The organism is Alteromonas sp. R7, from assembly GCF_055755235.1.
Map to the genome: position 1 here is coordinate 287625 of NZ_JBVTQX010000002.1, position 20637 is coordinate 308261.

Consider the following 20637-nt stretch of genomic DNA (forward strand, 5'->3'; position numbering starts at 1 on the left):
TCTACCTAAAAGACCATTCTCATATTACTGAAAACGTGGGTCAGTACATTGGCGGAATTAAGCAGTAAAAAGTCTGCGCGCTGACCTTCTGTAATGCTGCCTATGTCACTCTCTAGCCCCATAAATTGAGCCGGCGTGGCACTCGCCATTTTGCTCGCATCTTCTAATGTTACACCGCAATCATTGTGCGTATTCAAAACTGCACTATGCATATCTAAGCACGAGCCAGCCAGTGTTTTGCCGTCTGGCGTAGTAAGTTTATCGCCATGCCTAACGATCTCGGTATTAAAAAAGTGAAGACGCTCAATATCACTGCCCACATGCGCCATGGCATCGGTAACCAACAAGGCGCGGTTGGCAGTTTTCACGTTTAATGCCAACTCAGCACTTTTGCGGTGTAAGTGGTGATGATCGATAATAAAACCACAATATACGGTGTCATTAAGCAACGCGGCACCAACGGCTCCTGGCTCCCGGGAGGTTAATGCAGACATAGCGTTGTACAAATGCGTAAAGCCTGTAGCTCCCGCGTCGATAGCCGCCTGAACTTGCTCATAGCTGGCATTGGTGTGCCCAATTGCAACCACAACTCCTTCAGCAACCATTTCTTTTACGAAGCTAGTACTCACCGTTTCTGGTGCGACAGTAAGTAAGACTTTACCAGTATCTTTGCGACATAAGGTTGCAAGCTCTGCGTCAGAAGGCGTTCTTATAAATTGTGCTTCGTGCACGCCCTTTTTTGCTTTACTCAAAAAGGGCCCCTCAAAGTGAATCCCTTTTATTAACGCTTTAATGCACTCTGGGCCGCCCGCCATTACTTCCGCAATGGCATCCGCCGCCTGAGCCATTGTTGAAGCATTATCGGTAATGATAGTTGGCAACATGGACGTTGTGCCGAAACGAAGATGAGCCAGCGCCATGGTTTCTACTATAGCGGCAGAAGGGCTATGATTAAAAAGCACACCACCACCGCCGTTCACTTGCGTGTCGAAATAACCGGGAATGAGCTTTCCGTTGTAAATACTATTGAGCTCTGCTGAGGTCGCATCGCTAATACTGACTATCTTGCCGCTATCAGCAGTAATGGTTTGGTTTTCAAGCCAACCTTTTGGCGTTAAAACCTGCTCGACAGTAATTGATTCTATCATTCGCTTTTTACTCTTTTGGCAAAGCTGATAGCGCCATATTCAGCACTTTTTAGCGGCGCTGTTAAATTAGAGGAGATAGAAGACGAAAGTAAAGGCGTGTAAACATCAGCGAGACCGCCAACCAAACATAGCGGCAATGTAGAAGCCTGATTAATCAATGCTTCACCCAACTGATTGAGGTAATTTGCTCCCTTTCGAATAAGAGATGTCGCGGCGGCACACTGGTCTCGATAAGCCTGTATAACCACTGGGGCAATATCACCAAAATCTGCAGCGTTGTAATTTGCCACCAAGGTCACTAATTGCTGAGGTGACGCTAAATTAAGGTGCTCACAAATTCGCTTCTTTAGTTCACTAACGGGCTCTACGCCGTCATAAGAAAGCAGTACATGCTTTATAGCTGATAAGCCCAACCACGCACCACTTGCATCATCGCCAACTTGCAGACCGTAACCACCTTTGTCAGTAAATATACCCTTGTCGTAACGGGTTGCCGCTGAACCTGTACCGCAAATAATAAGGGCTCCAGACTGATTGTCGTGCGCGCCCAAACAAGCGGCGTGTAAATCACTTATTACCACGGTATCGGCAAATGGGTTGTCTAACGCCAAAAAAGACTGCTTTGCTTGAGGAATATTCGCCCCTGCCAATCCAGCAGCTAGCAACACTTCTTCGCATGTAATCGGCAACGAAGCACTGTCTATTGCGTCTAACGTTGCGTCTATTACCGACCCCATTGCTTGTTCGGGGTTGGTCATTATATTTGCAGGGCCTGCCGCCCCTTCACCTAATGTATTGCCATCAATATCTTGCAACAATGCACGGCACCGGGTGCCACCACCGTCAATACCCACTACATATTTGTAACTCACGGGTTACCTGCTTCTCTAAACTATTCAATACAACTTGTTGTATGCACTTTACCACACCGATTTCACAGAATAACTTGCTTTCTTGCCAGTAACGCAGCCTTTCACGTTACCTGAAGGCTCTTATACCAATCCGCATAGATAATTGCCCACTCAGAAGCCGCTGCAAAAACGTACAGCTTAGCTCAATAGGCACAAGCGAATATGATCGAAGAACACAGCAGAGCAGTATCTTGATTAAAAAGGAAATTTACCTATGAATTTAAAAACCGTTATTGGCGCAATAACTCTAGCTTGTGTAGGTGTTAGTTCTACTCCTGCTTTTGCACAACAAGCTGGCGCTCAACAACCTCAGGGTTGGATGTGGGGTTTTGGCGTCGCAGCATCGCAAGATGTATATACCGACTTTGATAATCGCGTTGTTCCTATTCCTATTATCGGCTACACCGGTGAAAAATTACGCGTTTACGGACCATTTATTGGCTATGAACTTTTTCGCGAAAGTGGCTTTACTCTTGACGCTCAGCTTGTCCCGATATTTGCAGGTTATGAAGAAGATGACAGTGCCGTATTTACAGGTATGGACGACAGAGATTTTAGCTACGCGGCCGGAGTTGGGCTTAACTACAACACGGGTAGCTGGGTTTATTCATTGTCAACCAATGCCGATATTCTTGGTAAGTTTGATGGCTACCAAGCGTCCGCCCGTATCGGGAAAAGGTTTAGAATAAATAACGTCATGATCGAGCCGTCTATAGGCGTAAACTACCAAGACAGCAATTACGTCGACTATTACTACGGCGTACGCCCTGAAGAAGCCACGGCATTTCGAAGTGCATATAACGGCGATAGCGCGCTCAATACGGAAGTACGCGTTGCCATCTCGACCCGACAGTTTCTGGGCGGCATGACCCGTTTAGAAGTTGGCGCCACCTTCTTTGACGATAGCATCAGCGATAGCCCGCTGACAGACGATGATACCGCGCTTAACGCCATGCTGGTTTATACACGCTTTTTCTAGACTATTGCTAATAGCCTACTCTACAACCGCGTGGATAGATTAAATACAAGGTGCTAGCATCAAAAAGCCCTCATGTAAGAGGGCTTTTTAATATTGAGTTGATGCGTTTCGCTACGCGGGCTTTTTAAACGCTAGCGTTTCCCACAGTGGTACCGTAGACAAACTATGTTTATAGCTGCCAGATGTCTCTTTGGTGCTGTAAGACAAATAAATCAGCGTTTTTGAGTCGGCATCGTAAATTCTTCGAAGCTTCATGTTTTTGAAAAACACGCTCTTAGATTTTTTAAAAATTACTTCACCTGAATCTGACTTATCAATGGCGTTTAACATCTCAGCCGTAATAGGGCCGGTTTGTCTGCACGCGATTGAACTGTCTGATGGGTCCGACAAATCAAGGTTCGCTTCAATACTTGAAATATGGCAGGTTACACCTGTCACTATGGGGTCTTGAAGCGCATCAATTTTAATGTCTTTTGTGGTAAAAAGACCAAGAGACACATCGCCCACTTCGCTGTCGCTACAGCCTGCCAACGTAAACACCGACGCGGCGAGTAACCCCAGCACAGTGCTTTTCACAAAAGTGCCGCTCTTGAAAGTGCCTTTCATAGAAGTACGAGCCTCGTTTGAACTTAACCAACGTCCATTTGTTTTCATATCATTCCCACCTCTACTCTATTTATGATCTTTATTTGTTTACTCGAAATACCGAGCCTGTGATCATTTTAGCCTAACAGGTTTAACTGTGTCTTTTCCATAAGGTCGTGCTGCTTAATAAGTTGCTTGGCCTTTTCAATGTCTGGCGCAAAATAGCGGTCTTTGTCGTAAAACGGCACTTGGTCTCTTAGTAGCTGCATCAACACTTGGAGCTTTTCGCTGGTTTTAAACGGCTTCCTAAAATCTAACCCTTGGCAGGCCGCTAACCACTCAATGGCCAATATACCTGCCACGTTATCGAAAATATCTCGTAAACGCCTGGCAGCGAAGGTAGCCATAGACACGTGGTCTTCTTGGTTCGCAGACGTAGGCAACGAATCGATAGATGCGGGGTGCGCCAGGGTTTTGTTTTCACTAGCAAGCGCCGCACAGGTAACCTGCGCAATCATGAAGCCCGAGTTTACCCCACCATTTTCAACTAGAAACGGTGGCAAACCACTTAAATGCGTATCAATCATTAACGACATTCTGCGCTCCGACAGTGCGCCAATTTCAGATAGTGCAATAGCCAGCATATCTGCCGCCATTGCCACGGTTTCCGCATGAAAGTTTCCGCCAGATAGAATATCGCCAGTTGGCGTATCAGCGTCATCATTATTTTCAACAAAAACCAACGGGTTGTCGCTTACCCCATTAGCTTCCACCACCAAAATCTCTTGGGCATAGCGCATTTGCTGTAAACACGCTCCCATCACCTGTGGCTGGCAACGCAGAGAGTACGGGTCTTGTACTTTTTCACATCGTTGATGTGAATGACCAATCTCTGAGGTGTCTAGCAATGTTCTAAACGCAGTCGCCACATCGCACTGGCTTTTGTGGCCACGCACTTCGTGGATCCGCGCGTCGAACGGCACGCGGGAACCTAACGCAGCCTCAACAGTAAGCGCTCCAATACCAATAGCACTATGAAGCGCATTTTCAGTATAAAACAACCCCTGAAGTGCAAACGCTGTCGAGGCTTGCGTGCCGTTTAACAGTGCTAAGCCTTCTTTGGGTGCCAGCGCAATCGGCTGCATACCGGCTATTTCAAGGGCTTGGGCCGCACTAATTCTCTCTCCTTTATAAAAAGCTTCCCCTTCCCCTAACAGCACCACGCTCATGTGTGCTAAAGGCGCTAAGTCGCCGCTGGCGCCTACCGAACCTTTTTCAGGAATGGCGGGGTAAACTTGTGCATTAAACAAGGTAATGAGCGCTTCTATTACGCTTAGACGAATGCCAGAATAACCACGGGCCAAGGAGTTGATTTTTAACAACATGAGCAGGCGCACAGTATCTTCCTGCATAAAGTCGCCCGTACCGGCCGCGTGCGATAACACAATACTGCGCTGCAATAACTCTAACTCATCAACATTAATACGAGTATTAGCCAACAAACCAAAGCCGGTATTGATGCCATAGACAGTACGGTTTTCTTTAATGACATTAAGCACTACTTGCTCGGCGGCGTTTATAGCGGGTACTGCGCTTTCATCTAACGATAAATGAACGTGGCTTCGATGTACTTCCCGTAACTGATCTAACGTCAATGTACCTGGCACAAGATTAAGTTGCTTAACACCACCGTTTTCAGCAAAAAAAGACGAATGCGACATGACTATATCTCCCCGCCAAAGCTTTTGTTCGAGCTTGAATGAGTGCCTGTTCTATCGGGGATTTGGTTATTAGCCACGCTATTGACCATGGGAAGATCCAAGCTGTGCTTGGCAGCACAGTCTTTTGCAATGTCGTAGCCTGCATCTGCATGACGCATTACGCCCGTGGCAGGGTCGTTATGAAGAACCCGAGCAATACGCTCAGCCGCTTCGTCCGTACCGTCACAAACAATCACTACACCCGAGTGTTGGCTAAAACCCATTCCTACACCGCCACCATGATGAAGGCTTACCCAGGTTGCACCACCCGCTGTATTTAATAGGGCATTCAGCAGCGGCCAGTCCGAAACGGCATCTGAACCATCGAGCATGGCCTCTGTTTCTCTATTGGGTGAAGCTACCGAACCAGAGTCGAGATGATCCCGTCCAATCACAACTGGCGCGCTTAGCTCGCCACTGCGAACCATTTCATTGAAGGCAAGCCCCAGCTTTTGTCTTTCACCCAGCCCCACCCAGCAAATACGCGCGGGCAGGCCTTGGAATTGAATGCGTTCTTTGGCCATATCTAGCCAGTTATGTAGATGGGGGTTGTCGGGTATAAGCTCTTTAACTTTAGCGTCCGTTTTATAGATATCTTCCGGATCGCCTGACAGCGCAGCCCATCTGAAAGGCCCTATGCCCCGACAAAAAAGCGGTCGAATATAAGCAGGAACGAAACCTGGGAAATCGAACGCATGCTCAATACCCTCTTCTAGCGCCATTTGTCTAATGTTGTTGCCATAATCAAGAGTAGCAGCGCCAGCTTGTTGGAAGCCAAGCATTGCTTTAACTTGCAGCGCCATCGACTGTTTAGCACTTTTCACAACACCCGCTTCGTCTTTTTTACGCTGCGCCTCAGCTTGATCTAGCGTCCACCCCACTGGTAGATAGCCATTCAACGGATCGTGCGCACTGGTTTGGTCGGTCACAACGTCGGGAACAATCCCTTTCGCTAGCATATCGGGAAATACTTCAGCGGCATTGCCTAATAGGCCAATTGATACAGGCTTCCCAGCTTCTTTGGCTTCTTCTAGGAGTTGCATGGCTTCATCTAACGAATGCGCTTTTTTGTCCAAATAGCCCGTGCGAATTCTGAAATCTATGCGAGTTTCATCCACCTCCACAGCTACCATTGAAAAGCCAGCCATGGTTGCAGCTAAAGGCTGTGCTCCGCCCATACCGCCCAAGCCACCAGTCAAAATCCAGCGTCCTTCAGCGCTTCCTTCAAAATGCGTTTTGGCCACGCTCACAAACGTTTCATAAGTCCCTTGGACAATGCCTTGCGAGCCTATGTATATCCATGACCCTGCGGTCATTTGCCCGTACATCATCAAACCTTCTTTATCCAGAGCGTTAAAGTGCTCCCAGTTTGCCCAATGCGGTACAAGGTTAGAGTTAGCAATTAACACACGAGGTGCATTTTCGTGAGTGGGAAATACCCCAACAGGTTTGCCTGATTGAACCAGCAACGTCTCATCAGTATTTAAACGCTTGAGTACTTCTACAATTTTGTCGTAAGACGCCCAGTCACGGGCCGCACGCCCAATACCGCCGTAAACCACCAGATTTTGCGGATGCTCCGCAACGTCTGGATCCAGGTTATTCATTAACATGCGAAGCGGCGCTTCAGTTTGCCAGCTCTTCGCATTTAACGTACTGCCTCTTGGGGCACGTATTTCTCTTGTAGGGTCGAGGCGTTTCATAAACTTCTCCTAGGCATATTCTTACGTTTGCCGATTTGTTTTTTATTAGGAAGTGTCATCTTTTTAGAAAGCAATGAGTTGCTAGCGCCTTTGGCGCAATGACACTTAGAACTCCAAGTGTCCTCCCAAGCGGTATCGACTACCTGGGTGATACAGCACCGCGTGGCTAACCACTGCGCTTGAACTCGCTTTTGGACTATTATCTAAGGATGAATCTGACGTCGCCCTTAAACCGTTCTTTATCTGAGCATTCGCCGTTGACGACTCGCCAATATTGCTCTCATCGCTGGTTATTGCGCTGGGCACTCGAGAGAAGGTTCGTCGCGTAATTTTCAGGCACGGCTCTTTAGGCTTAATCAGTAGTGCTTGTGCAATATCTTTTTCAACAACCACAGCTTCTACGCTGTGATCGGCTTGTGAAAGGGGCGCGACCTGATTCAAATAAAAGTTTGCAGTTTGAGCTTTAAAATCTTTATCTAAATAGTCGTTAATCCATGCAGGGTTAACCCACCTGTCTTCATATTGAACAGGTAGGTTGTTCTCGCAGTGTACGATAATGCTATGAAATACTGGCTCTCCCACATCGATTCCCAGTCGTTGAGCAATAGCATCACTGGCTGGCGAGGTTTCCAACACCAATATCTCGTTAGTGTATCTATGCCCCCGCTGCTCTATTTCATCGCGAATGCTTTTGATCTCAAGCATTGAGCTCATAGGGCGACTATCTGACACAAACGTGCCTATGCCCTGGCTGCGCATTAAAATGCCCTCGTCCACCATTTCACTTAACGCTCTTCGCGCAGTCATTCGGCTTACACCGTGCTGCTGGGCAAGTTGGTTTTCTGAAGGCACTTGGCTACCCGGCTTCATCTCACCACTTTCGATGGCATCCAAAATTGCTGTCTTAATTACTCTGTACCGAGGTTGCATATCGTGGCCATTCACAACTAAATTGTTAATAATATGCTAACAGCATACTTGTATATACAAGTATGCACAAGTACACTGAACTCAAAATTTACACTGCGTTTCAGTAAAGATTCTGGTCAAAGCCAGACAAAGAACAAGACGACCAGTTAGACGAAAAACCAGACAAGAGGTGGCTTAGAGTGGAGCACGTTATGGGTTATCAGTACGACACGCTTATTTACAATGTTCGCATTGCGTCTATGCAAGACAACAAGTTGCCCTATGGCGAATTACCGCCACACGCCATTGCCATAAAAGACGGCAAAATTGCTGCGTTACTTCCTTGCGATGACTCACTAGACGAAGTGTTTGAGCAAGCCAAAAGCGTAATAGATGCCACTACCCTAATTCCCCAAAATGAAGGTTCAACGCCCAAACACCCGTGGCTATTGCCTGGCTTCATCGATTGTCATACGCATCTAGTGTATGGCGGCAATCGCGCCGAAGAATTCGAAATGCGATTGCAAGGCGCAAGTTATGTAGACATTGCGCAGCGCGGCGGTGGTATTAAAGGGACGGTTGAAAAAACTCGACGCTCTGACGAAAACACCCTGCTTCACACTGCGATAAAACGCGCAAAGCGACTGTGCGAAGAAGGTGTTACCACCATTGAAGTCAAATCAGGTTACGGGCTGGATTTAGACACTGAAGTGCGCATGTTACGCGTGGCTAAATCCCTTGAGCAGCATCTTCCTGTGAGTATTAAAACTACCTATTTAGGCGCTCACGCCCTGCCCAATGAATTTGCTGACGACTCAGAAGGATATATCGATTTCATTTGCAACGAGGCACTTCCTCACATTGCTTCGCAAAACTTGGCTGACGCCGTTGATGTATTTTGTGAAACTATCGGTTTTTCAACTTCACAAACAGAACGGGTGTTTAGCTGCGCACAGCAGCACGGTTTACCCATTAAAGCTCATGTAGAACAGCTTAGCGACAGCAAAGGCGCAGTGCTAGCAGCTAAGTACGGCGCACTATCGGTAGACCACATCGAATATTTAGCTGACAGCGATATTCCCTTACTTGCCCAAAGTGGCACCGTTGCCGTACTTTTACCAGGCGCTTTTTATTACCTAAGTGAAGTTCAAAAGCCGCCGGTAGACGCCCTAAGGGCGCACAATGTGCCCATGGCCTTAGCCACTGACTTTAATCCAGGTAGTTCGCCGTTAGCCTCAATCCTTACAGCGATAAATATGGGGTGTGTGCTGTTTCAACTTACGCCAGAAGAAGCGCTACGAGGCGCCACTGCACACGCGGCTAGCGCACTTGGGCTGCACGACCGAGGTGTTATTGAAGCAGGTAAGCTTGCTGACTTAACACTGTGGGATATCGAAACACCGGCAGAGCTTGCCTATTGTATTAATGGCCACCGCCCCATTGCGGTGTTTAAGGAAGGTAAACATGTTTAAGTGGCAAGGCAGAATAGACAGTGAAGACGGTGTTGAGGGCCTACGTTGGCATCAAAAAGTTAACGAACTTGAAGTGGGCGAAGATAATTCATTGGCCAACGCCGTTACCCTTGTTGGGTTTGAGAGTGATTTAGGTGTGGCATTTAACAAGGGCCGCGTAGGTGCAGCTGAGGGTCCAAACGCTATTCGCCAGGCACTTGCAAACTTGCCTTGGCACTGGCCAAACGCATCATTAGCCGATTTAGGGAATGTTACCGCTAAAGAGAACTTAGCCCAGTCGCAAACCCAATATGCTGACGCCATTTGCTATGCGCTCAAGCAAAATGATGGTTTGGTCATCGGTCTGGGAGGGGGACATGAAATTGCATGGGGTAGCTATCAAGGGGTTTTCAATGCTAAGCCCGAAAGCGCCCGCATTGGAATTATTAATTTCGACGCCCATTTTGATTTAAGAAAGCCTTCACCAAACACCAGTTCAGGTACGCCGTTCAGGCAAGTGTATGATCACTGCCAGTTACACGACACACCGTTTCATTATGCTTGTTTGGGCGTATCGAAAGCGGCCAATACAACAGCGCTGTTTAACTTTGCCAATGCGTCCAACACGCGCTATTTAACCGACTTGGCGTTAAATGATGAATCGCTGTGCATGCAACGAATAGATGAGCTGCTATCTCCGATGCTAAAAGACATCGATGAGCTTTACGTCACTGTATGTTTAGATGCATTTCCAGCCGCACAAGCACCTGGCGTTAGCGCGCCCAGTGCATTGGGAATATCCCCCACGCTTGTTATCAACACGCTACACTTTTTAGCACAACACCAAAGTACTTATGGGTATCAATGGAGATTGTGTGACGTTGCGGAAATGAACCCCAATTATGATATTGATAGCCGCACAGCAAAGCTGGCTGCACGGCTAATTTTTGAAGCGGTAGATGCAGTAAGTTCGCACACTTAAACTGTTTAACGCTTTTATGTTTACTGGCCGCCTGCCCTTTCACACGCAGCGGCGGTAAACAAGACATCGGTAGAGCTATTTAATGCTGTTTCAGCAGAGTCTTGCAGTACGCCAACAATAAAGCCCACCGCAACCACCTGCATAGCCACTTCATTGGGTATATTAAACAGGCTACAGGCAAGCGGAATAAGCAGCAGCGAACCACCTGCAACACCTGAACTTCCACATGCTGATACCGCAGCGATAACGCTTAACAATACAGCAGTAGGGAAATCTACAGAAATTCCCAAGGTATTAACCGCAGCTAGCGTCAACACGGTTATTGTGATTGCAGCCCCAGCCATATTAATCGTGGCGCCTAACGGAATAGATACCGAATAGGTGTCTTCATCAAGCTTTAAGCGTTTACACAGCGCCATGTTTACCGGAATATTCGCCGCCGAACTACGGGTGAAAAACGCCGTAATACCGCTTTCTTTCAGGCATTTGAACACCAAAGGATAAGGGTTCTTTTTGGTTGCCAGAAATACTAACAAGGGATTGGTCACAAGTGCGATAAATAGCATCGCGCCAATCAGTACCGTTAGTAAATGAGAGTAGCCAAGCAATGCTTCAAAGCCCGTTGTAGCAATGGTATTAGCTACCAAGCCGAAAATACCGAAGGGCGCGAGTTTAATAACAAAACCCACCACGGTTGTTACGCTATCTGCCATATTTTGAAGTAGCGCTTTCGTTGCCTCGCTAGCATGACGTAGACCTAAACCTAGGCCTACAGCCCACGTGAGAATACCAATGTAATTTCCATTTACTAATGCATTTACCGGATTATCTACCATGTTATAAAGCAAAGTAGTAAGGACTTCCGACACACCTTTCGGCGCAGCTTGGCTAACATCTGAAGTCACTAAGCTTAAGCTTGTAGGAAAAGCAAAGCTTGCCAACACGGCGGTGAGCGCGGCCAGTAGTGTGCCCATCAAATAAAGCACAAGCACGGGTTTGATAAAGGTTTGCTCGTTTTGCTTATGGTTGGCAATGGATGCCATGACCAAAACAAAAACCAATAAAGGAGCTATTGCTTTTAAGGCTTTTACAAATAAGTTACCCAATAGCCCTGCTGATTGAGCAGCTGAAGGTGAAAAACTCGCTATCGCAATACCGCATACGATACCAATGATAATTTGCAGTACCAAACTGCCATTCATGTAGCGCTGAAACAGGCTGGGGCGTGACGTTGAATCCATAAATGTTGGTCCATTATTATTTTGACGACGCACCATAAAGGATAACGTTACACAAATGAACCTGTTTGGTCTTAGTTACTCGCAAATAACCGTATGCTTGCCGTTTATAAGGGTTTACATGCCTTCAAGTATCTTTTGCGTATAAGACGTCCACTGGTAAAGAGGAAGTTCTCCATCAATATAATAGTCTGGCTGAATGCCTACCCCATCAATGGCCATATGCGGAATGCGTAAACTTTTAGTCAGGCTGTAATACAAAGTAAAAGTACCGCTCGGCGAATCAGTTTGATACATGTTAGAAATATCGAGTACACCTGCGGTAGTTTGCCCAAACAGCTTTACTTTTTTGCTTTGTTTAGCCGCCAGTAAGAACTGCTCAGCGGTGCTGCCATTACTTGAATCAACAAGTACGCCAATACTCTTCGGCAAGGGTTCAATTTTGTCGAATGTCTCCACCGTTACGTCTTCATCAATATTGATGTAGCTGCCGATGTGTTGATTAAGAATGTCGTACCCGTCTTTTGCCCATTGCTTTTCTTCTTCACTAAAATGAGGGTTTTGCAAAAAGCCAAGCATTCTAGAATTGTTAAGCTCGGTAGATAAGTATTCCATGCCTACAGTGCGAATAGGGTTAGTGTATAAAATAGGGAGTAAAGACGCATAGCTTACGTCACTACCACCACCGTTTCCTCGGATGTCGATAATGAGGTTTTCAGTTTTTAAAATCGTGTCTAGGTGCTTAGCGATAACCGCGTCGATGTCTTTTTTGAAGGCGTGATCGAAAGCCGGTATGCGAACTAACACAGTGTTCTCTGAAACTTTCTCGAATAGCGGAGCCTTTGTACTTAGTAGGCGAACATAGCGTGTTATTTCAGGCGACGATTCTTGTCGCGGTTCCTCTCGCGACATAACGATAAAGCTATTGCCCAACACCACTTCATTGTTACCCAAGAGTGTCATGGTATCGATTTGTCGGGCGGAGTGATCGCCCATAAAAAACGTCACTTTTGCAGTATTGTTGTCTTCAGGGTCATTAACGATGAACTTTACTTGTCCCGCCTTCCATGAAGGGTTGGTACTTTCAACGATATAAGCTTTATGGACATTGCCCTCTTTTTTTAAGGCAACCGTATAGCTTGAGAATTGCCAAATCCCCTCAAGAGTTTCGTCACGTTGGCTTTTCAAATGTTGTTTAAATGCCGATAAGTCGAAATCATGCACTACCGATTCGCGTACCGCTTCCTCTGAGCCATTCGTATTTAACGCAAGACCAATGTGCCCCTTGCGAAAAAATGTAAGCCAGTCGCTAAGCACTGTGTGGCATTGCGCTTCGCTTTTCGCGCTTTGTACTCGCGCCAAAATCGCACTATTGTGGGCCGAATAAAGGTCCTGCCCTTTTTTCTCGACGCTATATTGAAAACCGGCATCGTTGTTTTCAAACGTGCTTTTTAGCCATGCAAACTCACTTTCACACTGAAAGGTACTACCAAACGTACAGAAAGAGGCAAAAAGAGGGAATATCGCAAATCGTTTCACTAAATATGATGTCCATATCTACTTTTAATAACGATAAAGTATCATAAAACCATGATCTTGCGAGCATTTACCAAGCACATACTTGTAAGCAAACGTTTTAACTACTAATTCCTAAAGCGGTGAGTTCACCCCACCGCATAAGGTTTTTCTAGTGCACTTAAGCCCACACCGTTGCGTTTAATCACTTTAAGCTGAGTAGGAATACGCTCTTTCATGGCTTCAATATGGCTTATCACACCAATCATTTTTCCGCTGGCATTTAGGTTGTCTAGTGCATCAAGCGCCACATCCAAAGTTTCAGCATCAAGGGTGCCAAAGCCTTCATCCAAAAACAGTGAATCAATACTGGTCTTGTGACTGACCAAGTCAGATAAAGCTAAAGCCAGCGCTAGGCTCACTAAGAAACTTTCTCCACCAGACAGGGTTTTGGTATCTCGCACTACGTCACCTTGCCAGGTGTCTAATACACTTAAACCCAACCCTTCGTTTTCTTTTCGAATTAACTGATAGCGACCGTGTAATTTATCAAGCTGCTGATTTGCAAGCTGCACTAAGTTGTCCAGAGTAAGCCCTTGTGCAAAACGTCTGAATTTGTCGCCGCTGGCCGAGCCAATTAACGAGTGTAGGTAAGTAATATCGTCGTAATAGGCCTCAAACGCAGCCATCTCATCCACAAGCTGTTGCTGCCTTTCGCGGGCTTGATTGTTAGCGCTTAGCTGCTGTTCTATTTGCCCTAAAGACGATAACAGCGTGTCACGCTGCTGAGCTTGCTGGGTAATTTTCGTATCGAGCCACTGTGCACCGTGCTCTTCTAACTCGCTCTGCCACAATGCTGCGTTAGCATGGGCTTTTAGCGATTGTTGGGTAGCTAGCGCGTTTTCTAGCTTTAAGTCTGCTTGTTGTTTTTGCTGAGTTAATCGCTTTTGCAGTTCAAGTAAGGTGTTGCGGGTATCTTCGTCTAAAAGCGCATTGCTAAACGCTTGCTCATCGTCAAATGGGCTGCTCGCCAACTGACGGCTAAAGTGCTCTGTTGCCTCTGTAAGTGCTTGCTCTTTTTCGCGCAGTTGCTCATTGAGCTGGGCAATTTCGGCCTCTAAACGAGACAATATAGTGTCCGTTTGTTGCAGGCGAGATTTGCATTCACTCACGTTTCGCTCAGCCATTTCTTGGCCAGCGCTTGCCTTATTCCTTGTTTCAGCAATATCCCCTTCTGGGAATACGGTTTTGCGCGAGTCTCGCAGCGCCTTTAAACTATTATCTAGCTGCACAAGCTCTTCAGATACATCCTTTAGCTGATTCTCAGCGCTTTCGATATCACGACTAACCACTAGCAAGGCGCTACTTACCCCTTGCAACTCATCTTTAAGTTTAGCGTGTAGCTGATGATTGTGTTTATAGGTTTTAAGCGCTTCGGCTTTTTCATTTAACCACGTGGCAATTCCATCAATAGCCAAGTTGTGAATATCAGCACCGTGCGCCGTCATAGTTTCCCTAAGCGCTAAAATACCATCGTTAACCCCTTTTGTTTTATTCTCTAACTCTGCACTACGTTCTGTAAATTGCTTTTCCAAGGTTTCGCGCTGCTGCAGAGAAACTGCAAGTTCTGACTGTTTGGCTTGTAGCAACTGTTGCGCTTCATTTTTAGCCTGCAATGCAGCATTTAGAGCTTGCTCGCACTCCTCTAAACGGGTTAATTGGGCACTAATATCATCGAGACGAGTTTTAAACTGCTCCGTAAATTGAGCGACGCTTTGCGAAGTATTAATGTCGACCTTTTCAAAGCTCGGTATATCAGCGCTAAGTACGCTTGAAATCTGCTGCCACTTTTCTAGCAGCGTATCTCGTTGCCCGCTTGCCTGTTCTAGCTGCTTATTAACCTGAGCAAGAGTGAATTCAGTTTTTGTAACACTTTCTTTTGCCCGCGCCCCTTGCTGCTCAATATCATCTAACTGCTGCTTTAAGCTATCTCGCTTTTGGATAGTTTCAGGTACATCAATAACCACGCTAGACGTGGTGTGCTCGTTTGCCCCACAGACAGGGCATGGCTCGCCACTTTTTAGCTGGGCGCGCAGGTGCGCCACTTCAGCATCCAAGGCGATAAGCGCCTCTATGTCTTTTAAATTACTACGAGTTTGCTTGTAAGCATCAACCAAGGCTTGGCGGTCAGATTGCTGCTGAGCTAGTTTCTTCGCTAAGTCTTCCTTTTGCGCACCCAGCGATACTTTCTCTTGTTCTAGTGCCAAATATTGCTGTTGAATATGCCCTATCTGTAATACGTTATCCCAATGATGAAGCTTGGTATCACGCTCTTGCTGAAGACTTGCTTTACTGGTTGCATTAGCACTATTAGTATCACTTGGTTTGTCAGATAGCGCGGCCTGAAGTGCCTTTTCGCACTTGGCTACTTGCGCGTTTTTGTCATCGAAGGTCTGCGTTAACGCGCTTAACGACTCATTTGTTTTTGCGATAGCGTCATCTAGGGATGAAAGCGCCTGACGATGATTATTTACGCTTTGTGTCAGTGTTTCTAACTGCTTTTTATCATGTTCAATATGGCGCGCCGTTTCACTCCAGCCACTTATAAATTCCGCTATGCCGCTAAGTGATTGATGTTCACGTAAGTAGGTTTCCAGTTCACCAAGCTTGGTCTTGTTATCTGCCGAAGCGTTTTCGATTTCTGTGCGCTTTAGCGTTAACGCGTTTATTGACTGCCTTAAACGTGCCGCGTTTTCGTTTGCTTTTTGCTGTTCGGTAGTGAGCTGCGCTATTTGGTTATCTAGCGGAACTACCTGCTCATTTATGCGCTTTTCAAGCTCACTGCTTTGTTGCTTTGTAAGAACTAACGCTTGTTCAGCGTTCATCACTTCCAAACTGAGCTGTGCCTTTTGCGTTTTTAAGTCGGGCAACTGGGCTGCTTTCCCGTCAAGCCTTTCTTTATAACGGGTTACGTCTTGCTGAAGCCCGTTTTTTTGCAAAAATGGCAGGCGAAGCTTTTCAGCTGGCTCACTTTGGGTTAAAAGATCAAGTTCTTGTCTCGCCTCATTGATGGCGTTATTCGCGGTCTGCTGCGCTTCACTGGCTTCTTTTATGGTTTGCTCATTGGCGTTAAACGCTTGTTGCCACTGCTGTTGCTTTTGTAACTGAACAAGTGTTTGGTTAGACACGGCGACTTGGCTCTTGGTTTGTGCTTGCTCTTCTTCAAGCTGGGCGATTTGCTCGTCGCTAAGCAAGGTTACGCCTTCCAGCTTTATCGCAAACTCTTTTTTCTTTTGTTTAGCGTCACTAAATTGCTGATGTACTGCCTGTGATATCTGCCCGTAAATTTCAGTGCCAGTTAACTCTTCAAGCAGCTCGGCTCGGTCAGCCTCGTTAGCATTTAAAAACGCAGCAAAATCCCCTTGCGACAACATCATAGACTTGGTGAAACGGGCAAAATTAAGGCCAGTCAGCTTTTCAATCTCTTCACTTTTCGGCCTAACCTGGTAAGCCAATATCTTGCCGCTTTCAACTTCGGCTAGCTCAACTTCGGCACTTTGCAGATTACCGTCAACTTTCCCTCTGGCCCGACGCATACTCCAAAACGCACGATATGCTTTGCCTTTAATATCAAACTCAACCTCCGCCAAACACTCCGCCGTGCCGCGGGTCATGATGTCGTTGTTAGACGTTGAAATTGGCCCCAAGCGAGGGGTTTGGTGATAAAGCGCTAAACAAATGGCATCAAGTAGGGTGGTTTTACCTGCCCCTGTTGGGCCAGTTATGGCAAACAGGCCATTGTCGATAAACGGCGACTGGGTGAAATCTATCTTCCACTCCCCTTTTAGGGCGTTTAGATTTTTAAGGCGTAAGGTCAGTATTCTCATTGTATTACTCGCCTTTATTTTCTGTTGTGTTTGCCAATGAGGTCTCTACTGGTACTTCGGTATCTTCATCATTGGTGTGCACTTGCTCTACTGCTTCATTGAACAGCTGCCTTATCCGGTTTAAGCGTGAAGCGCTTTTCTCTGAACCGGCTTGTTCCATTGCTCGGGTGCTTTGGTCGTCATCTAGCAGGGTTGCTTGTGCCGACTCAGTTGGTGCCGACTCACTTGTTGTATTATCTTCTATGCTCTCCAATGCCAAACGCGCTTCAAATACATCGTTTACCGATAGTTCACTAAGCTGAACGTTTTGCTTTTCTGTTAGGCTATTTACCATGCGCTTACGCTTGCGTTTCAACTGTAAAATCTCAGCGTTTTTCCCTTCTAACAAGCCCTGAATACGCTGCTGTAGATCAGTCAGATAGTCTTCTTTTTCAACTTCAATGCATAACCACACTGGGTCTTTAGAGCTAATGGCGTTATCCGTTGCGCTAATGGTTTTATTAAACTCGCTAAGGGCTTTATCTACTTCATCCAATTCGCTAACGGCATCATCTGTTTGAGAAGCTAACGTGATGGCATCGCTCTTATTAATGGCCGCCTCTATAGCTTTTAAGTCCCCTTTTATTACTTCCATGGCCTGAAAGCGCGGTACCGGAAGCGTTGAGATAGTTGGCGTTGTGCTTTCTATTTCAAACGTAACCAACACCACTTGCTTTTGCGTGTTTAGTTCATCAAAACCTAGCGGTATGGGTGAGCCTGAATAGCGAATGTGTTCTGTCTTAGCGACTTTCTGTGGCCTGTGAATATGCCCAAGTGCAATATAATCGGCGGGCGGAAACCCTTTGGCGTCAAAGCCTTCAAGGGTGCCAATGTAGATATCGCGTACACTTTCTGACTGACTCACGCCTAAAGCGGTTAAGTGCCCGGTAGCAATAATAGGAATGGCAGCACTATTTTCACTGCCCTGTTCTGCTTGTTTTTCTTCAATTGAAGCGCGCAGTGACAGGGCTTCATTATAAAGCGCCCCATAATGTTGCTTTATCGCATCGCCAAGCGCTTGACGCTTGTCAGTGGCGCTTTGCCCTGCCTCACTGACAAGCACATCACGTGGGCGAATAAAGGGTACGGCACACAGTACGGCACAGGGCTGCCCATTGCGATCGTTAAGCATAATGACTTGTTCACTTAAATCGCCATACGTACTGGCTATTACGTGGCAATTTAAGTATTTCAGTAGCGCCTTACTTTCGTTTAATACCGACACTGAATCGTGATTTCCCCCCAGCACCACCAGTGTACACTGCATGCCCTGTAGCTCACCAATAAACGCATGGTAGAGCTCTCTGGCATAGCTAGGCGGCGTGCCCGTGTCGAACACATCGCCCGCGACAATAATCGCATCTATTTGATGCACTTCTACTTGTTGAAGAAGCCATTTAAGGAAAGCGGCATGTTCATTTTTGCGACTTTTCGTAAAAAAACTCTGACCTAAATGCCAGTCAGACGTATGCAATATTTTCATGTAGAAGAGAACCAGGCTTGTTGCATTGGAGATAGAGATGCTCATTCGGCGCAATGGCGCTGCTATGGAGTGTCGATGTTGATCAACGCACCGTACAGCAACTATAGAGATTTTGTGGTTTTATGACAATGGTTTGTCTGTGTTGCATGTTCACAGGGAGCAGGTAAAAAAAGAGGCACCACACGCTTTAATAAACGTCTGGTGCTCAGGATATTATTTTGATGAAAACAACCCAAAGCTAAAAGCTGGCAGAGTAATCTGTGTTTCACCGTTGTCAGAAGCGGAAATTTTAGCGGCTCCTGAAACAACTAAGTAGCTTTCATACTGCTGAGAAACCGTTACCGTTTGCTGCTCGGCTGACACGTTAAACACGACTAAAAGTGCTTCGTCATTTTGTTGCGCCAGGCCCCCGTTTGGCATTGTGTCATTCGCTACGCGGGCGAAGGCAAACACCTGCTTTTTATCATCAAAGAACTTATTTTCTTGCACTCCATATTGAAGTAACGGCTGCTGCTTGCGAATGGCAGCGTACTCTGCAATAGATTTGTACAGCGGGTGCTGAGGGTTGAAGTTGTCATTTTTGGTGGTTTGCTCAGTACCTAACAACGTATTGTCGTTATAGCTAGCTACCTTAGATGGCATCATATCGTCTCTGGCATCCACATCGTTACCATCACCGTTAAAGCCTTGCTCATCGCCATAGTAAACGACGGGTACGCCGCGAGAGAAAAACATCATGGCATGTGCCAGCATACTGCGCTGCAGCTTTTCTTCGTTAGACGCATTGGGTAAATGCTTATTTAAGAAGAAGCCCGGGCGACCCATATCGTGATTGCCTAAAAAAGTAAGCAGTTGATTAACGTTGCTGTCTTCGTCATTGTAAAGATGATCTTGTGCTATCAGCGTTTCAATGGTCGACACTGGCTTGTCTTCAAAGAACACGCCTCCCACCGCACTTTGAAATCCAAAATCAAGCACGGCAGGAAGTTTACCCTCGGTAGTGAATGAACTTAGCGCTTCAGGGTTTGGGTCATACACTTCACCAAATACATGAAAGTTCTCAATTCCCTCAGCTTTAGCGTGCGCCATAATTGCCGGTGAGAATGCTTGCCAAAATGGCAACTGAACGTGCCTTACCGTATCAATTCTAAAGCCGTCTGGTTTAAATTCACTGATAAGCTTGGTGTAAATATCAATCATCCCTTTAACCACTTCAGGGTCTTCAGTATTGATATCATCTAACCCATTAAAATCGCCATATAAACTATTTTCACCTTCAAAAGTTGTATCACCTTGATTGTGGTAAAAGCGCGGATCGTTTAGCCATTCTGGAAATTTCTCACCCTGCTCTTTTTCTGGAACAAAAGCACGGTAAGTCCCTTGCTCTTTCACTTCCTGCAAGCTGCGATAAGTGCACTGGTCTAGTCCACTTTTAAACGAACCGTCGGCGTTGTGGCACTCTTCATACTTAATCACGTCTGCCGTATGGTTAGTAATGATATCGAAAAATACTTTAATATCTTTTTTATGCGCAGTGTCAATCAAGCGCTTTAAATCGGCGTTACTGCCAAAGTGAGGGTCAATTTCGGTGAAGTCGACTATCCAATATCCATGGTGGGCAAAACCGCCTTTCTGCACCGCTTTATTACGCAAAATAGGAGTCATCCAGATAGCGGTGATCCCCATAGATTTCAGGTAATCCAGCTTTTGTTCGATGCCCGCCATGTCGCCACCATGAAACGCCCATTTAGACGTTGTGTCGAGACCTCCGTGAGAGATCGATCCTTTTGGTGCCCCGCTGTCGTTACTTACATCGCCATTGTTAAATCTGTCTGGCATAACGAAGTAGAAGACGTCTTCGCGCACGTCGCGCTTTAGGTAACTACTTTGTGGCTGTGCCGCATTGTTGCTCTCGCCACTGTTCGTCACACCGCTGTTAGGGTCTCTATTGTTAAGAGATGGGCTGCAAGCAGTTAACGCAAGCAATATTGCGGTATAGGCCATTGTCATTTTAGATGTTTTTTTAATCATCAACCTGTTCCTTAGT

The 20637-nt window shown here is 46.3% G+C and carries 14 protein-coding genes; 3 read left to right on the plus strand and 11 right to left on the minus strand.

Annotated features, from left to right (window positions below):
- Positions 1 to 5: 5 nt before the first annotated feature.
- Together nagA and AC0J2X_RS04095 are read right to left on the minus strand one after the other, a co-directional pair.
- Positions 6 to 1148, minus strand: a complete 1143-nt coding sequence (nagA, locus tag AC0J2X_RS04090) for an N-acetylglucosamine-6-phosphate deacetylase (RefSeq protein WP_472995804.1) — start codon at positions 1146 to 1148, stop codon at positions 6 to 8.
- Positions 1145 to 2020 (minus strand): glucosamine kinase nucleotide-binding domain-containing protein, encoded by an 876-nt coding sequence (locus tag AC0J2X_RS04095; protein ID WP_472995805.1) that lies wholly within the window; start codon positions 2018 to 2020, stop codon positions 1145 to 1147. Before AC0J2X_RS04095 ends, nagA begins: the two co-directional genes overlap by 4 nt.
- 253 nt (positions 2021 to 2273) lie before the next feature.
- On the opposite strand from AC0J2X_RS04095, the gene AC0J2X_RS04100 reads away from it, so the two are divergent.
- Complete coding sequence (locus AC0J2X_RS04100) at positions 2274 to 3038, plus strand: MipA/OmpV family protein (RefSeq protein WP_283649101.1); 765 nt, start codon at positions 2274 to 2276, stop codon at positions 3036 to 3038.
- A 111-nt stretch (positions 3039 to 3149) separates the two neighbouring features.
- Here AC0J2X_RS04100 and AC0J2X_RS04105 read toward each other — a convergent pair whose 3' ends face one another.
- From AC0J2X_RS04105 to AC0J2X_RS04120, 4 genes are all read right to left on the minus strand, one after another.
- Entirely contained in the window at positions 3150 to 3692 is a 543-nt protein-coding gene (locus tag AC0J2X_RS04105; protein WP_039230722.1) for a CreA family protein, read from the minus strand.
- A 68-nt stretch (positions 3693 to 3760) separates the two neighbouring features.
- A complete protein-coding gene (gene hutH / locus AC0J2X_RS04110) occupies positions 3761 to 5344 on the minus strand; it encodes a histidine ammonia-lyase (RefSeq protein WP_472995806.1) in 1584 nt (527 codons plus the stop codon).
- 2 nt (positions 5345 to 5346) lie between these two features.
- Complete coding sequence (gene hutU, locus AC0J2X_RS04115) at positions 5347 to 7086, minus strand: urocanate hydratase (RefSeq protein WP_472995807.1); 1740 nt, start codon at positions 7084 to 7086, stop codon at positions 5347 to 5349.
- A 105-nt stretch (positions 7087 to 7191) separates the two neighbouring features.
- Positions 7192 to 8016, minus strand: a complete 825-nt coding sequence (locus tag AC0J2X_RS04120; RefSeq protein WP_239300029.1) for a UTRA domain-containing protein — start codon at positions 8014 to 8016, stop codon at positions 7192 to 7194.
- 191 nt (positions 8017 to 8207) lie between these two features.
- On the opposite strand from AC0J2X_RS04120, the gene hutI reads away from it, so the two are divergent.
- Together hutI and hutG are read left to right on the plus strand one after the other, a co-directional pair.
- Positions 8208 to 9467 carry an imidazolonepropionase gene (gene hutI / locus AC0J2X_RS04125; RefSeq protein WP_472995808.1) on the plus strand — a complete coding sequence of 420 codons (1260 nt, stop codon included), beginning with the start codon at positions 8208 to 8210 and terminating at the stop codon, positions 9465 to 9467.
- Positions 9460 to 10428 carry a formimidoylglutamase gene (gene hutG, locus AC0J2X_RS04130; RefSeq protein WP_472995809.1) on the plus strand — a complete coding sequence of 323 codons (969 nt, stop codon included), beginning with the start codon at positions 9460 to 9462 and terminating at the stop codon, positions 10426 to 10428. Before hutI ends, hutG begins: the two co-directional genes overlap by 8 nt.
- A 20-nt stretch (positions 10429 to 10448) precedes the next feature.
- On the opposite strand, the gene sstT is transcribed toward hutG, so the two are convergent.
- The 5 genes from sstT to AC0J2X_RS04155 form a co-directional block, all read right to left on the minus strand.
- Complete coding sequence (sstT, locus tag AC0J2X_RS04135; protein WP_039224946.1) at positions 10449 to 11669, minus strand: serine/threonine transporter SstT; 1221 nt, start codon at positions 11667 to 11669, stop codon at positions 10449 to 10451.
- A 114-nt stretch (positions 11670 to 11783) separates the two neighbouring features.
- Positions 11784 to 13205, minus strand: a complete 1422-nt coding sequence (locus tag AC0J2X_RS04140; protein WP_069943812.1) for a S41 family peptidase — start codon at positions 13203 to 13205, stop codon at positions 11784 to 11786.
- Positions 13206 to 13330: 125 nt separating this feature from the next.
- Complete coding sequence (locus AC0J2X_RS04145) at positions 13331 to 17068, minus strand: AAA family ATPase (RefSeq protein ID WP_168533291.1); 3738 nt, start codon at positions 17066 to 17068, stop codon at positions 13331 to 13333.
- 4 nt (positions 17069 to 17072) lie between these two features.
- Complete coding sequence (sbcD, locus tag AC0J2X_RS04150) at positions 17073 to 18590, minus strand: exonuclease subunit SbcD (RefSeq protein WP_168533293.1); 1518 nt, start codon at positions 18588 to 18590, stop codon at positions 17073 to 17075.
- 213 nt (positions 18591 to 18803) lie between these two features.
- Complete coding sequence (locus AC0J2X_RS04155) at positions 18804 to 20621, minus strand: alpha-amylase family glycosyl hydrolase (protein ID WP_168533295.1); 1818 nt, start codon at positions 20619 to 20621, stop codon at positions 18804 to 18806.
- Positions 20622 to 20637: the final 16 nt, after the last annotated feature.